Annotated in this window: 16 protein-coding genes; 8 read left to right on the top strand and 8 right to left on the bottom strand. The window is 67.0% G+C overall.

Features of this window, described 5'->3' with window-relative positions; all coding sequences use genetic code 11:
• Positions 1-83: 83 nt before the first annotated feature.
• Together AC5ZH6_RS13635 and katG are read left to right on the top strand one after the other, a co-directional pair.
• Positions 84-527 (top strand): Fur family transcriptional regulator, encoded by a 444-nt coding sequence (locus tag AC5ZH6_RS13635; protein WP_014362220.1) that lies wholly within the window; start codon positions 84-86, stop codon positions 525-527.
• A 114-nt stretch (positions 528-641) separates the two neighbouring features.
• Positions 642-2,792 carry a catalase/peroxidase HPI gene (gene katG, locus AC5ZH6_RS13640; RefSeq protein WP_020171175.1) on the top strand — a complete coding sequence of 717 codons (2,151 nt, stop codon included), beginning with the start codon at positions 642-644 and terminating at the stop codon, positions 2,790-2,792.
• A gap of 79 nt (positions 2,793-2,871) precedes the next feature.
• On the opposite strand, the gene AC5ZH6_RS13645 is transcribed toward katG, so the two are convergent.
• Positions 2,872-3,405 (bottom strand): FBP domain-containing protein, encoded by a 534-nt coding sequence (locus AC5ZH6_RS13645; protein ID WP_006368022.1) that lies wholly within the window; start codon positions 3,403-3,405, stop codon positions 2,872-2,874.
• Between the two features lie 335 nt (positions 3,406-3,740).
• Here AC5ZH6_RS13645 and AC5ZH6_RS13650 point away from each other — a divergent pair, with 335 nt between their 5' ends.
• The 5 genes from AC5ZH6_RS13650 to AC5ZH6_RS13670 all read left to right on the top strand — a co-directional run bounded on the left by AC5ZH6_RS13650 (position 3,741) and on the right by AC5ZH6_RS13670 (position 8,399).
• Complete coding sequence (locus AC5ZH6_RS13650; RefSeq protein WP_006368023.1) at positions 3,741-4,334, top strand: class I SAM-dependent methyltransferase; 594 nt, start codon at positions 3,741-3,743, stop codon at positions 4,332-4,334.
• A 130-nt stretch (positions 4,335-4,464) separates the two neighbouring features.
• Positions 4,465-5,757, top strand: a complete 1,293-nt coding sequence (locus AC5ZH6_RS13655) for a GTP cyclohydrolase II (RefSeq protein ID WP_006368024.1) — start codon at positions 4,465-4,467, stop codon at positions 5,755-5,757.
• Positions 5,754-6,998 carry a URC4/urg3 family protein gene (locus AC5ZH6_RS13660; protein WP_050955230.1) on the top strand — a complete coding sequence of 415 codons (1,245 nt, stop codon included), beginning with the start codon at positions 5,754-5,756 and terminating at the stop codon, positions 6,996-6,998. Before AC5ZH6_RS13655 ends, AC5ZH6_RS13660 begins: the two co-directional genes overlap by 4 nt.
• A 45-nt stretch (positions 6,999-7,043) precedes the next feature.
• Positions 7,044-7,673 (top strand): uracil phosphoribosyltransferase, encoded by a 630-nt coding sequence (upp, locus tag AC5ZH6_RS13665; RefSeq protein ID WP_006368026.1) that lies wholly within the window; start codon positions 7,044-7,046, stop codon positions 7,671-7,673.
• A 27-nt stretch (positions 7,674-7,700) separates the two neighbouring features.
• On the top strand, positions 7,701-8,399 hold the full coding sequence (locus AC5ZH6_RS13670) for a YoaK family protein (RefSeq protein WP_006368027.1): 699 nt from the start codon (positions 7,701-7,703) through the stop codon (positions 8,397-8,399).
• A gap of 3 nt (positions 8,400-8,402) precedes the next feature.
• Here the strand turns inward: AC5ZH6_RS13670 and AC5ZH6_RS13675 are convergent, their stop codons facing one another.
• The 5 genes from AC5ZH6_RS13675 to AC5ZH6_RS13695 form a co-directional block, all read right to left on the bottom strand.
• Positions 8,403-8,996 (bottom strand): TetR/AcrR family transcriptional regulator, encoded by a 594-nt coding sequence (locus tag AC5ZH6_RS13675; protein ID WP_006368028.1) that lies wholly within the window; start codon positions 8,994-8,996, stop codon positions 8,403-8,405.
• On the bottom strand, positions 8,993-9,892 hold the full coding sequence (locus tag AC5ZH6_RS13680; protein WP_006368029.1) for an ABC transporter ATP-binding protein: 900 nt from the start codon (positions 9,890-9,892) through the stop codon (positions 8,993-8,995). The genes AC5ZH6_RS13675 and AC5ZH6_RS13680 overlap by 4 nt, the downstream gene beginning before the upstream one ends.
• Positions 9,889-10,716 carry an ABC transporter ATP-binding protein gene (locus tag AC5ZH6_RS13685; RefSeq protein WP_006368030.1) on the bottom strand — a complete coding sequence of 276 codons (828 nt, stop codon included), beginning with the start codon at positions 10,714-10,716 and terminating at the stop codon, positions 9,889-9,891. Before AC5ZH6_RS13685 ends, AC5ZH6_RS13680 begins: the two co-directional genes overlap by 4 nt.
• Positions 10,713-11,765 (bottom strand): ABC transporter permease, encoded by a 1,053-nt coding sequence (locus tag AC5ZH6_RS13690; RefSeq protein WP_035726998.1) that lies wholly within the window; start codon positions 11,763-11,765, stop codon positions 10,713-10,715. The genes AC5ZH6_RS13685 and AC5ZH6_RS13690 overlap by 4 nt, the downstream gene beginning before the upstream one ends.
• 95 nt (positions 11,766-11,860) lie before the next feature.
• Entirely contained in the window at positions 11,861-12,595 is a 735-nt protein-coding gene (locus AC5ZH6_RS13695; protein ID WP_006368032.1) for a glucose 1-dehydrogenase, read from the bottom strand.
• Positions 12,596-12,767: 172 nt separating this feature from the next.
• Between AC5ZH6_RS13695 and AC5ZH6_RS13700 the strand changes: the two genes are divergently transcribed.
• Positions 12,768-13,868, top strand: coding sequence for an NAD(P)H-dependent amine dehydrogenase family protein (locus tag AC5ZH6_RS13700; protein WP_035727000.1), 1,101 nt, complete (start codon positions 12,768-12,770; stop codon positions 13,866-13,868).
• On the opposite strand, the gene AC5ZH6_RS13705 is transcribed toward AC5ZH6_RS13700, so the two are convergent.
• Together AC5ZH6_RS13705 and AC5ZH6_RS13710 are read right to left on the bottom strand one after the other, a co-directional pair.
• Positions 13,861-14,412: a dihydrofolate reductase family protein gene (locus tag AC5ZH6_RS13705; RefSeq protein ID WP_006368034.1), complete on the bottom strand. Its 552-nt coding sequence runs from the start codon at positions 14,410-14,412 to the stop codon at positions 13,861-13,863. The genes AC5ZH6_RS13700 and AC5ZH6_RS13705 overlap by 8 nt on opposite strands.
• Positions 14,409-15,368 carry a helix-turn-helix domain-containing protein gene (locus tag AC5ZH6_RS13710; protein WP_006368035.1) on the bottom strand — a complete coding sequence of 320 codons (960 nt, stop codon included), beginning with the start codon at positions 15,366-15,368 and terminating at the stop codon, positions 14,409-14,411. Before AC5ZH6_RS13710 ends, AC5ZH6_RS13705 begins: the two co-directional genes overlap by 4 nt.
• Positions 15,369-15,467 lie beyond the last annotated feature (99 nt).

Raw genomic sequence — 15,467 nt, forward strand, 5'->3', positions numbered from 1 at the left:
CGTGACCAGCGCCAACAGCCTTGTGCGCGTCTCATTTTGCGAAAGTTCTGAATCATTCCAGAAAAGCGTGCATACTGTGCGTCGTGACCTCATCGTCGGACTTCGCGGGCATGTTGCGCTCCGTGGAACTCCGCGTCACCCGTCCGCGGGTGGCGGTGCTCGAGGCCGTCCATGCGCACCCCCACGCCGACACCGAGTCGATCTTCCAGGCCGCCCGCGCGGACCTGCCGGACGTCTCTCGGCAGGCGGTGTACGACATCCTCGCGGCACTCACCGATGTCGGACTCGTCCGCCGTCTGCAACCGTCGGGCCACCTGGCCCGGTATGAGGCGCGGGTGGGCGACAACCACCACCACACGGTGTGCCGCGGCTGCGGGGCCATCGCCGATGTGGACTGCGCGGTCGGCGAACGCCCGTGCCTGACCGCCTCCGACGACAACGGTTTCCTCCTCGACGAGGCCGAGGTCATCTACTGGGGTCTGTGCGCAGAATGCGCAGCCTCCTCACACCCCGGGTCACGACCGTGATCACAGCCCGGATCACCCATCACCGAAAGGAACGTCGTGTCTGACGAGCAAACCGCACCCCCCATCGGGGAGGCCCAGACCCCCGCCGGAGAGCCGTCGGGCTCAGGATGTCCCATGCACATCCGCCCACCGGTGGAGGGCGGCGGCAACAACCAGTGGTGGCCGGACAAGCTGAATCTGCGTGTCCTGGCCCATAATCCCGATGTCATCCGCCCGCGCGGCGGCGACTTCGACTACGACGCCGCACTCGCCGACCTCGACGTCGACGCACTCGTCGCCGACGTCAAGGCGGTCATGACCGACTCGAAGTCGTGGTGGCCCGCCGACTTCGGTCACTACGGACCCTTCTTCATCCGCATGTCGTGGCATGCCGCGGGTACCTACCGCGTCGAGGACGGCCGCGGCGGTGCCGGCACCGGCATGCAGCGTTTCGCACCGCTGGACAGCTGGCCGGACAACGTCAGCCTCGACAAGGCGCGCCGGCTGTTGTGGCCGGTGAAGAAGAAGTACGGCAAGGCGCTGTCGTGGTCGGACCTGCTGGTCCTCGCCGGCAATGTCGCCCTCGAGGACATGGGTTTCCACACCAAGGGATTCGCGTTCGGCCGCCCCGACGAATGGGAAGCCGAGGAGGTGTACTGGGGTGCGGAGTCGACCTGGCTGGGCACCAATCTGCGCTACTCCGGTGAGCGCAACCTGGAAAAGCCGCTGGGCGCCACCACGATGGGTCTGATCTACGTCAATCCCGAAGGGCCCGAAGGCAATCCCGACTATCTCGCCGCCGCGCAAGACATCCGGGAGACCTTCGGCCGGATGGCGATGAACGACGTGGAGACCGCCGCGCTCATCGTCGGCGGACACACCTTCGGCAAGACCCACGGCAACGGTGACGCCGAGAAACTCGGCCCCGAACCCGAGGCCGCACCGCTGGAACAGATGGGGCTGGGCTGGAAGAACCCGCAGGGCACCGGCGTCGGCAACGACACCATCACCAGTGGCCTGGAGGTCACCTGGACCCACACCCCCACCAAGTGGGACAACTCGTTCCTGGAGATCCTCTACGGCAACGAGTGGGAACTGACCAAGAGCCCGGCCGGAGCCAACCAGTGGAAGCCCAAGGACAACGGCTGGGCCAACTCGGTGCCGATGGCCCAGGGCGACGGCAAGACCCACCCGTCGATGCTGACCACCGACCTCACGATGCGGTTCGATCCGATCTACGGCGAGATCACCCGCCGCTGGCTCGATCATCCCGAAGAGCTGGCCGACGAGTTCGCCAAGGCCTGGTTCAAGCTGCTGCACCGTGACATGGGCCCGGCCATCCGCTACCGCGGTCCGTTGGCCCCCGCCGAGACCTACCTGTGGCAGGACAACGTTCCCGCACAGCAGGGACCGACGATCTCCGACGCCGACGTCGACTCGCTGAAGTCGTCAATCCTCGAGTCCGGTCTGTCGGTGGCACAACTGGTCTCGACCGCGTGGAAGGCAGCGGCGACGTTCCGCGGCAGTGACTTCCGCGGGGGCGCGAACGGCGGCCGGATCCGGTTGCAGCCCCAATTGGGTTGGGAATCCAGCGAACCGGACGAGCTGGCACAGGTCATCAGCACCCTCGAAGGAATCGCCGACGCCTTCAACAAGGAGTCCGGTCCGAAGGTCTCCTTCGCCGATCTCGTGGTGCTCGGCGGTGTCGTCGGCATCGAGAAGGCGGCCAAGGCCGCCGGATTGTCGGTGTCGGTGCCGTTCACACCCGGTCGTACCGACGCCTCGCAGGACGAGACCGACGTCGAGTCGTTCGCATACCTCGAGCCGCGCTACGACGGTTTCCGCAACTACGAGGGCAAGGGCAACGAACTGCCCGCCGAGTACAACCTGGTCGACAAGGCCAACCTGTTGACCCTCTCGGCACCGGAGATGACGGTGCTCGTCGGTGGTCTGCGCGTGCTCGGCGCCAACTATCAGGGTTCGTCACTCGGTGTGCTCACCGAAACGCCCGGCACGCTGACCAACGACTTCTTCGTCAACATCTGTGACATGGACGTCGAGTGGGCACCGTCGCCGGCCGATGACGGCACTTATGTCGCGACCGATCGGGCGACCGGCGCGCAGAAGTGGACCGGCACGCGGGTGGATCTGGCCTTCGGGTCGAACTCGGATCTGCGGGCATTGGCCGAGGTGTACGCCGAGGACACCTCCACGGAGAAGTTCGTGGCCGACTTCGTCGCCGCGTGGACCAAGGTGATGGAACTCGACCGGTACGACCTGCACTGACCTGGCCGGTCATCGCACCCGATCGGGGGCATCGTCGCGCATGTCGCGTCGGTGCCCCCGATCGTCGTACGTCACCGGGTCACCGGGTCACCGGCTCCCCGACTCGGGCGACGAACCGTGCGACCCGCTCGCGCAGCGCACCGATGCGCAGCCGACGTACCCGCTCGGGATCGTCACCGGCCATCGCCGACGACGGCTTGCGTCGCACGTTCTCCGAGCATTCGAAGTTCGCACAGATGAGGGTTCCGACGGTGTCACCCTTGCGACCCGCGGCGCCCGCGCGCCGCGCGGCGAAGAGGATCACCTCATTGGGTAGCGAAATGTCTTCGCACAGTGCGCATTGCGGTCGCGTGCGGGCCGGGACGGCGCCGGCACGCAGCATGATCCCGGTCGGCTCGGCACCGCCGCCCTCCCCGGAGTCGTCACCTGCGTCGGGCGCGGGAGCGAGAACGAGATACCCGGTGCCCGGTGATTTGGGATCGCGCCAACCGAGATAGTCGAGCCGGTCCCACCGGATGGCGTCGAATCCGTCGGGCATGGTGATCGCTTTGCGTTCACGCACCGAGGTGTTGACGAACGATGCGCGGATCTCTGATTCGGTCATGGGTCGCATGGAAGACTCCTGGGAGATGTGCACCGCGCGAGGGTGAGCTGCCGTGCAGGCGCGGCGTCGACGGCCGATCGCACGGTGGTGACGTCGCACGGTGGTGAAGGGACGCGGAGCGTGTGTCCGCAGAAATGACTCATCGCGCGAACGCCTCTGTCGGACGTTCGCGGCGTATGCCTGCGGCTATCTGCGGCCGGCGCGTACGCCGGCGACCTCCCGTCGATTCACGTGCGCCAGTGTCATCGTCCGGGGTGCCCGGAGTCAACACGTTTCCCGCCGACAGGCGTGTTGGTTCATGTGCCGTCCCGGGACGTGGGCTCTTCACGTGACACACTCGGCTCATGACCCGATGGGACGGCACGGCGGCGCCACGTGGTGACGACTACGACGACCGCTGGTCTTGCCTGGCCGCCGCGGGCGAGAACATCCACGGTGAAGCCGACCTGGTCGCCGATCTCGCACGCGGGATCGGCGGTCGGCGCATACTCGACGCCGGGTGCGGCACGGGGCGGGTTGCCATCGAGCTGGCCCGCCGCGGTTTCGAGGTCGTCGGCGTCGACGCCGACCCCTCGATGCTGGCGACCGCCCACCGCAAGTCCGGCGACATCCGTTGGCTCCGAGCCGATCTGAGTTCACTCGACGCCCACCTCGACGAGGTCTTCGATCTCATTGTGCTCGCCGGGAACGTGATGATCTTCCTCACGCCCGGCACCGAGGCCGGGGTGCTGCGCCAGTGCGCGTCGAGGCTACGGCCGGGCGGGCTGCTGGTCGCCGGATTCCAGCTCCGCCCGGACCGTCTTGCACTGTCCGACTACGACATCCACGCCCGCTCCGCCGGCCTCGAACCGGTCGGGAGATTCGCCACCTGGGACCGCCGGCCGTTCGCCGGCGGGGATTACGCGGTGTCGGTGCACTCGCGCCCGGCAGACCGCTGAGATCGGTGCCGATGCCCCGCCCGCTCGCCCGGCGGCAGCCGTCGGCAGTGGCTATGCTGGCGGTTTCCCCGAGGGAGGCATCCGGGATACCGGTACCACCGAATGCCGGGGTAGGTGAAAGGAGTCGCCGATGCCTGCCGCATCCGACAGTTCTGTGCCCGCGGATTCTCGGCCGTCGGCGGTGCGCACACCCGGGCACATCCGCCTCACCTCGCACAGCGGCGGTGCCAGTGCCCCGGCCATCACCTGGGGTGCGCCGACTGCCCGAGAGCGGGGGCCGGTGATCGCAACCACCACCGACCGCGCCCACCGCAACGTGATCGGGACGCACTCCGGCTCCTACAGCGTCTATCGCGCGCTCGCCGTCGCCTCCGGCGCGCTGTCGCGGGAGCATCGGGCCGACCTCACCAACACCTCCCCCACCGACGTCGTCGGGCCGCACCCACAGTGGGCCGACCGCAACGCCATCGTCAGCATCGATCCCTGGGGCGCACTCGTCGCCGAGTCGTTCCCGGAACCCCTCGCCGCGGGATACGACATCCGTCCCACGATCGCGATCACCAAGGCCCATGTGATCCTGCCCGAGATCATCGATGCCATCGCACAGGGTCGCCTGCAGCCCGATGGCGAGGTCCTGCTGCCCGCCGGCGCGGCGCTGGTCACCAAGGCGGCCGTCGAACCCGTGTGGTGGTTACCCGGCATTGCCGATCGATTCGGCTGCAGCGACACCGAATTGCGCCGTGTCCTCTTCGAGGAGACCGGTGGCATGTACCCGGAGCTGGTGACGCGACCGGATCTGGAGGTCTTCCTGCCGCCGATCGGTGGCCAGACCGTCTACATCTTCGGCGATCCGCAAGGCCTGTCCGATCCCGCTGTCGAACTGACCGCGCGGGTGCACGACGAGTGCAACGGCTCGGACGTGTTCGGCTCGGACATCTGCACCTGCCGCCCCTATCTCACCCACGCGATCGAGGAATGCATCCAGGGAGTCCAGCGCGGCGGGGTGGGTCTGGTCGCCTACTCCCGCAAGGAGGGGCGCGCCCTCGGCGAGGTCACCAAGTTCCTGGTCTACAACGCCCGCAAACGACAGATCGGCGGCGACACCGCCGATCAGTACTTCGCTCGCACCGAATGCGTTGCCGGCGTTCAGGACATGCGTTTTCAAGAACTCATGCCCGACGTCCTGCACTGGCTTGGTATCACCCGTATCGACCGGCTGGTGTCGATGAGCAACATGAAATACGACGCCATCACCGGCTCGGGCATCGAGGTCGGCGAACGCGTCGACATACCACCCGAACTCATCCCGGAGGATGCGCGCGTGGAGATCGACGCCAAAACAGCCGCAGGCTATTTCACCAGCGGCGCGGTGCCGACCACCGACGACCTGCGTCAGGTGAAGGGCCGGGGGCTGAGCCGATGAGCTCACCCGCTGGCCGGTCCTCGACGCCGTCGGTGGGCACCCTCGACGGGCCCGCCGCTCTTCGGTCGACCGCCGAGATCCGGCGTCGCGCAGGTGATCTCCTCGCCTCCGCCCGTGCCGGCCGATCCGCCCATTTCACGGTCGACGACTCACGCATCGGCACGGTGGTCGAGTTCGTGTCGGCGCTGACGCGCGAGCGCTACCCCGACCTCGACATCCCCTTCCACAGCCGGTGGCGCCACGTCGAGGCCGGCGGCATCGATCGCCGCGCGGAACTCGACGCGCGACTCGGCGACGTCGATGCCGCCGAGCGCGCCCGCACCCACATCGATCTCGCCGTGGTGAGTGTTCTTCTCGACGCCGGCGCCGGAGCCGACTGGTACTTCGACGAGCCGGGCACCGGACTGCGGTTCACCCGCTCCGAGGGACTCGCGGTGGCAAGCGTCCACGCGTTCTTCGGCGGCGTCTTCTCCGGCAGCCCCGAAAAGCCCCTACGGGTAGATGCCGACGGTCTGCGCCTTCTGGATTCGGCGCGCCTGTCAACAGCTTTCGGCATCACCGAGACCACGCCGCTCGTCGGTCTCGACGGTCGGCTGCAGGTACTGACCCGGCTCGCCGACGCCATGGCGGCACGACCAGACGTGTTCGGCACCGGACGTCCGGGCGATCTGTTCGACCACCTCGGAGGCGGCACACGAGAGATCCGGGCACACGAGATCCTCACCGCACTGCTCGATCTCTTCGCCCCGATCTGGCCCTCGGACAACCGGATCGACGGCATCGCGCTGGGCGACTGCTGGCGCCATGGTGACGTCCACGGCCCCGGTGCGACCGACGGATGGATGCCGTTCCACAAGCTGTCGCAGTGGCTGACGTATTCGCTGCTCGAACCCTTCGCGGCGGCCGGGGTCGAGGTCGGCGGCCTCGATGATCTGACCGCGTTGCCCGAATATCGCAACGGCGGCCTGCTGCTCGACTCCGGCGTCCTGGCCACGGTGAATCCGGATGCCGCACAGTCGGTGTGGTCGGTCGGCGACGAGTTCGTCGTCGAGTGGCGCGCACTGACCGTGGCCCTGCTCGACGAACTCGCACCACTGGTGGCCGCCGAACTCGGTGTCCCGGGATTGCCCCTGGCATGCGTCCTCGAAGGCGGGACCTGGGCCGCCGGGCGCCGATATGCGGCCCAGCTGCGGGGCGGCCTGCCACCATTGACCATCGACAGCGATGGAACGGTGTTCTGACCCGGGCACCCGGACGTCCACCGACCATCGAAGAAGGGCCACCTGATGAATGCCGTGCACGTCATCGATCATCCACTCGTGCAACACAAGCTGACGCTGATGCGACAGGCCGACACCTCCACCAACGATTTCCGCCGCCTGCTCAACGAGATCGCCACCCTGATGGCCTACGACGTACTCGCCGACATCCCGATGCAGGAGATCACCGTCAAGACGCCGATGGAGGTCACCACCGGCCGGGTGATCGACGGCAAGAAGCTGGTCTTCGCGTCGATCCTGCGTGGGGGAACCTCGATCGCCGACGGCATGCTCACGGTGGTGCCCGGTGCGCGGATCGGTCACATCGGGCTCTACCGCGATCCGAAAACCCATGTTGCCGTGGAGTATTACTTCAAGATGCCTCGTGAGCTCGAGGAACGCGACGTCGTGATCGTCGACCCACTGCTGGCCACCGGACATTCGGCGGTGGCCGCGGTGGACCGGATCAAGGAGTATCGGCCGCGCTCGATCCGGTTCGTCGCTCTGTTGACCTGCCCCGAGGGTCTGGCGATGCTTCACGGCGCCCACCCGGACGTGCCGGTGTTCACCGCGTCGGTGGACCGTGAACTCGATGCCAACGGTTACATCCTGCCCGGTCTCGGTGACGCCGGCGACCGGATCTACGGCACCGCCTGAGCCGAACGAGAGTCAGAGAGCCGATCAATGCCGACGGTACAGACCAGTTCCTCGTTACGATTCGCCTTCCTCGTCACCTGCGCGGGCGGATTCCTCGACAGCTATACCTACCTCGCGCGAGGTGGCGCCTTCGCCACCGCTCAAACCGGGAACGTGGTGTTCTTCGCCGTCGAGATCGCCCAGCGACACCCGATGCAGGCGCTGGCGCATGTGTGGCCGATTCTGGCATTCCTCGTCGGAATCGGGGCGGCGGTGCACATCCGCAAGGGCAGGCTCGATCGCCTACTGCCCCACCCGATCCGGGTGACCGTCGCCCTGCAAGCGGCGATCCTCGCCATCGTCGGATTCATCCCGTCGAGTGCCCCGCACTATACGGTGACGATCCCGATAGCCTTCGTCGCCGCGATGCAGATCGAGATGTTCCGGAACGTCGCCGGGCACAACTACGTCGCCATCGCCACCACCGGGAACCTGATGCGTCTGGTCGAGGCGGCACACGGGGTGGCGGTGGATCGCGACCCGGAATCGCGGCGGCCACTGGCGATCTATCTCGGAGTGGTCGGGATCTTCGCGGGCGGCGCTCTGATCGGCGCGCTGGCCACACACCTCATCGGGGTCCACGCGGCCTGGATACCTGCGGCATTCCTGGGCGTCACCCTCGCCCTGTTCATCTGGGACGAGCGCGACACCCCCGGCGTCGCCGAGACGGACGAATCCGCGCCGTAGCGCTCAGGTCAGGTCGCCGGTGAGATAGTGGGTGATGACCGGGCCGACCTGCGCCACGAGCTGGTCGCGATCGGCTGCCACGATCTCCGGTTGCTGGATCACGAAGCGCATCATGAGAAGTCCGAACATCTGGGAGGCGATCAGCGCCAGTCGCCGCTCTCGGCGGTCGGCGCGGACCGCACCGCCGAGCGCAACCTCCACGATTGCTCCCGGAACGTCCTGCGCCGGGCCGGCGGCATGGTTGGTCGAAGCGATGAGCCGCAGGACGCCGGGAATGTGTGATTGCAACTCCGGTGTTTCCCACGCTCGGATGGCCCGTCGCACGAACTCCGGGCCGGCACGCTCGTCGGTCGGCATGTCGACGAACACCACCGACAAGTCGACGGGCGGTCGTAGTGCCTCGGCCACCAGGTTCTTCTTCGGCCCGAAGTAGTGATGGACCAACGCCGGGTCGACACCGGCACGGCCGGCCACGGCACGTACCGTGGTTCGATCGAACCCGTTGTCCGCCAGTAATTCCCGGGTCGCCGTCAGGATCCTCTCGCGAGTGTCGCGCGACTGTCCCGCCGGTGGTCTGCCCCGCGTCCGCCCGGTCATCGCGTTTCCGGGGTGCGGGCGAGAACCAGCATCCGTTCCTCGATGGTCGCCGGGACCGTGGTGACCTCGGCGGAGATGTCGGCATGCTCGAGGATGCCGCGCACCTGCGCCGGATCGGTGTCGGCCACCCGGATGGTCCGGCCGGCCAGGATGACCGGAACACCTGCGCCCTGCAGCGCCGCGAAGGCTCCGCGCCAGTCCGGCGTGTCCACGAGCGCGGCGCGCGTGTCACCGACGACGTCCTCCTCACTGCCCTGCGCGACCAGCCGACCCGCCGACATCAGCAGCAGCCGGTCGCACTCCTGCGCCTCCTCCATGTAATGCGTGGTGACCAGAACCCCCACCCCGGAATCCGCCTGCGCGCGAATGGTGTCCCAGAGCTGCGCCCGGGACAACGCATCCACCCCCGAGGTCGGCTCGTCGAGGACGAGGATGTCGGGATGATGGGCGAGCGCGACCGCGAAGGCGACCTTGCGCTGGGTGCCGAGCGGCAGATTCCCGACGAGGGTGTCGGCGTAGCCCGCGAGATCGGCGGGGACCATCGCATCACCGTGATAGGCATCCGCGCTGAACGTCATGTTCTCGCGCACGGTCAGATCGCGGTACAGGCCCAGATTCTGGGGCACGTAGCCGAGCCGCGCCCGCCGGCGCTGGTCGGGTGGGCCGTCGAACAGGGAGGTCTGCCCGTCGGTCGGCGCGAGTAATCCCAACAACATCCGGATAAGGGTCGTCTTGCCGGCACCGTTGGCGCCGAGAAGTCCGACGACCTCACCCGACTCCACCGACATCGTGACCTCGGACACGGCGACGAAATCACCGAATCGTCGGGTCACCGAACGGCTGCCGAGTAGCGATCCGGTGGCCTCGGGCGTGGTCCCCCGTTGCTCCGCGCTCATGCCGGTGCCCCCTGACTGTTCCGCCGCGCCAAGGAGAGTGCGATCACGATGTCCTCGAGGTCGGGGGCGACCCTGGAATCCGGGGTCGTGTCTTCTTCTGTCGTCCAGTATTCGTGGCGTTGGTGGCCGCGCCGCCACGACCAGTCTCGTCGCACCGGGGTGGCGCCCTCGGTGATGATGCCGGAGAAGCCTTCTCGCACCGAATCGTAGGATCCGTCGACGAGTACGTGACCGTCGTCGAGCACGACGAGATCACCCGCGCGCTCGGCCTCGTCGAGGTAGGTCGTCGACATCAGGACGGCGGTCCCCGCCGCTGCCGTCTCGGCGATCATGCCCCACAGATCGATCCGACTCACCGGGTCGACGCCGGTACTCGGTTCGTCGAGGATCAACAGCGGTGGGCGGTGGATCATGGCCATCGCGGTGCCCAGCTTGCGTCGCATACCGCCGGACAGGTCCCGCGCCATCCGGTCGGCCGCCACGGACAGACCGGAACGCTCGATCAATTCGTCACGGCGCGAACGGAGTTGCTCTCCTCCGAGTCCGTAGATGCCGCCGACGAAGTCGAGATTCTGCCGGACGGTCAGAGCTCCCCAACTGCCCGGACCGGCCGCGAGGAATCCCACGTGCTTCTTGGGTGGACGGTGCACCTGCCCGGAATTCGGCTGCACCTCGCCGGCGAAGAGCCGCAGCAGTGTCGACTTTCCGGCTCCGTCACCACCCACGATGGCCACGATCTCACCCTCGTGAGCGCGCACGCTCACCGAATCCAGAGCCGTGGTCTTCCCGAACGTCACGGTGACGTCCTCGGCCCCGATCATCATGCGGCCTTCTCCTGGGCCGCGCGTCGATGACCGGTGCCCGGCGCAAGGTCACGACGGAACCGCATGGTTGCCGCGGTGAACACGATGACCGCCATCACGGCGAGTATCAGCAGCGGCAGCCACAGCGTCGAGATGGGCGCCCCACGCAGCATCACCCCCTGCGAGATCATCGTGAAATAGGTCAGTGGCAGCAGATACCCGATCCAGCGCACTCCCGCGGCCATCGCGTCGAGCGGAAAGATCATGCCGGACAACAGGATCTGTGGAAGCAGAAAGAAGAAGGCGGTTTGGATGGCCTGCCCGGTGGTCTGGGAGATCGTGGATATGAACACCCCCAGACCCAGCACCACGAACAAGAACAACGCGGCGCCGATCGCGAAGGTGAGCACGTTGCCGTTGAACGGCACGTCGAACAGGAGCATGCCGAGCACCGTCACGATGATCATGTCCACGGCCGCGACCAGGAAGTAGGGCACGATCTTGCCGAGGATGACCTGGGCAGGCGAGATCGGCATCACCGCAAGCTGTTCGAGCGTCCCGGTCTCGCGTTCACGCACCAGTCCGATACTGGTGATGATCGTGCCGATGAAGGTGAGGATGAGACCGATGATCGCGGGCACCATCACCCACGACGTCTTGAGCGAGGGATTGAAGAGCACCTCGATGTGCACCTTGGCACCGAACTTGTTGAGGGCACCGACCGCCGATTGCGCGGCAAACAGATTGGACCCGTCGACAAGTGCCTCGATGGGCGCCGTCGGCGAGTCGCCGGTCACCATCGCGACGTCGACCTTGTTGTCACGCAACATGTCCCGGGCATCGGCGGCAGTGGTGTCGGTCGACTTGTCGGTCACCTCGAAGTAGGACGGCAGACCGGCGGCGACGGTGTTCGCCTGCGGTCCGACCACCGCCGTCTGTACGGAGGAGACGTAGAAGTTGGCGGCGTATCCGAAGATCACCAGCAACAGCAACGGCATCGCAACCAGCAGACCGAGCGTGCGCTTGTCGCGCACCAATTCGCGGAATTCCTTGATGATCATCGCTCGCATACCAGCGACGGTAGGTCCGCCCAGGTCACAAAGTCAACAGTTGTTGAATTAATTGTCCGAATCGTGGCGCGGCCGACGGTTGCGCGGACGCGAGATCATTTGTGGGGTACGTCGGCCGACAGACCACCGTCCATCACGAACTCGGCGCCGGTGGCGTACGACGATTCGTCGCTCGCCAGGAACACCACGAATGTCGAGACCTCGGCGGATTCGGCAGCGCGTCCCATCGGGACCTTGACCATGTCCTCGGGAATCCCCTCGGTCATCGGCGTGCGGATGAGGCCCGGGTGGATCGAGTTGACGCGGACGTTGTGCGGCGCGAGCTCGAGCGCGGCCGACTTGGCCAGCCCGCGCACACCCCACTTGGACGCCACATACCCATGCGCCCAAGGACTTCCGCGCAGCCCCTCGACCGAGGACACGTTGATGATCGACCCACCGCCCGCCGCGATCATCGGGTCGGCGACGGTCTGTATGCCGAGGAACGTGCCGGTCAGGTTGACGTCGATGATCTGCCGCCACTTGTCCAGACGAAACTTCTGAATCGTCGAGCCGTTGACGATACCGGCGTTGTTCACCAGCACATCGACCTTGCCGAATTCCTCGACGGCCGTGGTAACCGCGGCCTGCCACTGCTCCGGATCGGTGACGTCGAGATGCACGAAGCGTGCGGCCTCACCGAGTTCGGCGGCCAAGACACCGCCCTCGTCGTCGAGGATGTCGCCGATGACGACCTTCGCCCCCTCCGCCACCAGAGCGCGGGCATGCGAGGCGCCCATCCCACGCGCACCGCCTGTGATCAGTGCAACCTTGCCGTCGACTCGTCCCATGGCGAGCAACCCTACCGCGCAGCATCTCGAATGAGAACACGTTCTAGCCAGTTCGGCGAGAACGTGTTCTACTGATATGGACACCAGACCAGACAGTTGTTCACCACGGGTGCCGGAAGCGAAGCGAGCGGGCCTGGTTTTCGCGGTCCGGCGCCGCGGCAGAGAGGCAGACATGGGAGATGTTGGCGACCCGGCGATCCGGGTGGCGGTGGTGGGAACCGGCAACGCCGGACGCCTCGCGCTCGCCCAGGTCATCGCCGATCCCCGCTTCGATCTCGTCGCCGTCGGTGTGCACTCCCCGGAGAAGGTTGGCCTCGACGCCGCAACGATCGCCGGTGCCGCGGACACCACCGGGGTGGTGGCGACCGAGGGTCTCGATGCGGTGATCGCGGCGTCACCGCAGTGCGTCGTGTACTGCGCGATGGGCGACACCCGTCCGATCGAGGCGACGGCCGACGTCGTGCGGCTGCTCTCGGCGGGCATTCACGTGGTCGGCTCCGCGCCCGGACCGCTGCAGTATCCGTGGGGTGCCATGCCGCCCAAGGCCATCGACAAGGTGGCCACCGCCGCGCTCGACCACGATGCCGCGGTGTTCATCACCGGTGTCGATCCCGGTTTCGTCAGCGACCTGATCCCGCTCGCGTTCAGCGGAACCTGTCAACACGTCGAGCAGATCCGCTGCATGGAGATCGCCGACTACGCGACCTACGACGGCACCGAGGTGATGGTGGATGTGATGGGTTTCGGCGCTCCGCTCGATCAGACCCCGATGCTCTTCCTGCCCGGCATCCTGGGACTCGCGTGGGGAACCTCACTGCATCAGATCGCCGCCGCGATGGACGTGACCATCGATGAGATCGTCGAACGTCACGAAAGCGAGCCTGCCCCCGAAGATTTCGAGGTTGCCACCGGAACCATCGCGAAGGGGACGAGGGCCGCGGTGCGCTTCGAGATCATCGGCATGGTCGACGGCAAGCCCGGGATCGTCATCGAACACGTCACCCGCTTGCGTGGCGATCTCCGGCCGGACTGGGCGCAGCCCGCGCAACCGGGCGGCTGCTACCGCGTGGAGATCACCGGCGAACCGTCCTATCGCATCGACATCTGTCCGACGAGCCGCAAGGGCGACCACAACCACGCCGCGATCGTGGCCGCCGCGGGCCGTATCGTCAACGCCATCCCGGCGGTCGTGGCCGGCCCGGCGGGCATTCGCACGACCCTGGACCTACCGCTGATCAGCGGGCCGCGGTTGACCCCGACGGCGCTCACCTAGCTCCGTCGGGCCCGACCACTTCGTAACGGGCACAGACGAATGCCTCGTTGCGACCGTGGTCGATCAACCGGAGATCGGCGGGGCGGGTGAACAGCGGACGCCCACTGCCGAGCATGACCGGGGCGATGTTGACGATGATCTCGTCGAGCATGCCGGCCTCCGCGAATTGGGCCGCCAGATCCCCTCCCCCGACAACCCAGATGTCTTTGCCGGCAGCGGCGTCGAGGAGGGTCTGTCGTCGATCGGCGAGCGGGCCGGAGACGAAGCGAATCGACGGCGCGACCGGCTCGAGGTCACGGTGGGTGAACACGAATGTCGGTGTCGTATACGGCCATGGTTTACCGCCACCGACCTCGTGGTCGACCACCCACCGGTAGGTCGTGGCCCCCATCACCACCACCCCGATATCGCCGATGAAGTCGGTGTAATTCATCGGGCCGGTCTCGTCGATGGGCTGACGCAGCAGCCATCCGAGGTCGTCGTGGTCGTCGGCGAGAAACCCGTCGAGCGTCGTCGCGGTGTAGTAACGGAATCGAGTGCTCACGAGAGTCCTCCGGTTCGGTTGCGGTGCCACATGATCGGGTCGGGGTCACGGTGATCGGGTGAGAGATCGACGCCCGCGTCGCGCATCATCATCCGGACGAGAACACGCCGGTGGGCGGCGAAGGTCAACACATGCGCGACGATCTCGGACAGCAGGAACGATTCCGGCGGTTCACAGATGGCGTCGATCACGCGGTCGGCCCAGGCGTGGTGACGATCGATCTCCCGGATCAGCGCGAGCCAACGACCCGAGACCTCCTGGTGCAGTGCGATCAAGGCGTCGAGGCCGGTCGGGATGTCGGCCGGCGCATCGTGGCCCTCGATTGCGGCGAGCCACGGCACCTTGTCGGCGACCAGGTGCGCCAGCACGTGCGCGATCGAGTCGTCCGGACCCTGCCAGTCGCTGATCCGGTGCTCCGGCAACCTGATTCGCTCGTACTCGGCGGCCTCGAGTCCCGTGGCGGCATCGAGCAGCGCAGTCACGTCGTCGAGGTCGTGTCGTACCATCAGCGCCACCGGATTGCCCGCGGTCTCACCGTATCCCGCGGAGGTGCCCGCGCCGTCGCAATCCTCGACATACAGACCGGTGGGCGAATGGAAGTGGATACCGTTGGGCGCGGGTAGCCAGTGCCCGCGGGACGAGTCGGCGCCGGCGGAACTCGGTGGGTGGCCGAAGGCGCGGGAGTAGGCCCGGCTGAATCCCTCGACCGTGTCGTAGCCGGAATCGAAGGCCACCTCGGTGACCGAACTCCCCTGGCGCAGATACCAGCACGCCCGCTCGAGCATCACCCGCCGACGCATCGCCACCGGTGACTCTCCGGCGAATCGGCTCACCTGCCTGCTGAAATGGAATTCGGAGCTGTGCGCACCCGCCGCCATTCCGGACAGCGAGACGTTGTCGTCGGCGAGTACTGCGTCGAGCAATTCACGCACGCGGTCACGACCGGGGTCGGTCATGACCGGAGAACAGGGGTCGTCGTCATGGTTTCCAGTATCGGACGCCTGCGCCCTGCGCCGCTTGACCGTTCTTGCGGTCCTCTCCCGCGGAGCGCTCGC

It is taken from the genome of Gordonia sp. YC-XJ4 (assembly GCF_059511865.1).

What these genes read in the sequence shown, in the direction of transcription:
- katG (WP_020171175.1), top strand. Translation starts at nt 642, where the DNA reads ATGCACATCCGCCCACCGGTGGAGGGCGGCGGCAACAACCAGTGGTGG.
- AC5ZH6_RS13645 (WP_006368022.1), bottom strand. Translation starts at nt 3,405, where the DNA reads ATGCGACCCATGACCGAATCAGAGATCCGCGCATCGTTCGTCAACACC.
- AC5ZH6_RS13650 (WP_006368023.1), top strand. Translation starts at nt 3,741, where the DNA reads ATGACCCGATGGGACGGCACGGCGGCGCCACGTGGTGACGACTACGAC.
- AC5ZH6_RS13655 (WP_006368024.1), top strand. Translation starts at nt 4,465, where the DNA reads ATGCCTGCCGCATCCGACAGTTCTGTGCCCGCGGATTCTCGGCCGTCG.
- AC5ZH6_RS13660 (WP_050955230.1), top strand. Translation starts at nt 5,754, where the DNA reads ATGAGCTCACCCGCTGGCCGGTCCTCGACGCCGTCGGTGGGCACCCTC.
- upp (WP_006368026.1), top strand. Translation starts at nt 7,044, where the DNA reads ATGAATGCCGTGCACGTCATCGATCATCCACTCGTGCAACACAAGCTG.
- AC5ZH6_RS13670 (WP_006368027.1), top strand. Translation starts at nt 7,701, where the DNA reads ATGCCGACGGTACAGACCAGTTCCTCGTTACGATTCGCCTTCCTCGTC.
- AC5ZH6_RS13675 (WP_006368028.1), bottom strand. Translation starts at nt 8,996, where the DNA reads ATGACCGGGCGGACGCGGGGCAGACCACCGGCGGGACAGTCGCGCGAC.
- AC5ZH6_RS13680 (WP_006368029.1), bottom strand. Translation starts at nt 9,892, where the DNA reads ATGAGCGCGGAGCAACGGGGGACCACGCCCGAGGCCACCGGATCGCTA.
- AC5ZH6_RS13685 (WP_006368030.1), bottom strand. Translation starts at nt 10,716, where the DNA reads ATGATGATCGGGGCCGAGGACGTCACCGTGACGTTCGGGAAGACCACG.
- AC5ZH6_RS13690 (WP_035726998.1), bottom strand. Translation starts at nt 11,765, where the DNA reads ATGCGAGCGATGATCATCAAGGAATTCCGCGAATTGGTGCGCGACAAG.
- AC5ZH6_RS13695 (WP_006368032.1), bottom strand. Translation starts at nt 12,595, where the DNA reads ATGGGACGAGTCGACGGCAAGGTTGCACTGATCACAGGCGGTGCGCGT.
- AC5ZH6_RS13700 (WP_035727000.1), top strand. Translation starts at nt 12,768, where the DNA reads ATGGGAGATGTTGGCGACCCGGCGATCCGGGTGGCGGTGGTGGGAACC.
- AC5ZH6_RS13710 (WP_006368035.1), bottom strand. Translation starts at nt 15,368, where the DNA reads ATGACCGACCCCGGTCGTGACCGCGTGCGTGAATTGCTCGACGCAGTA.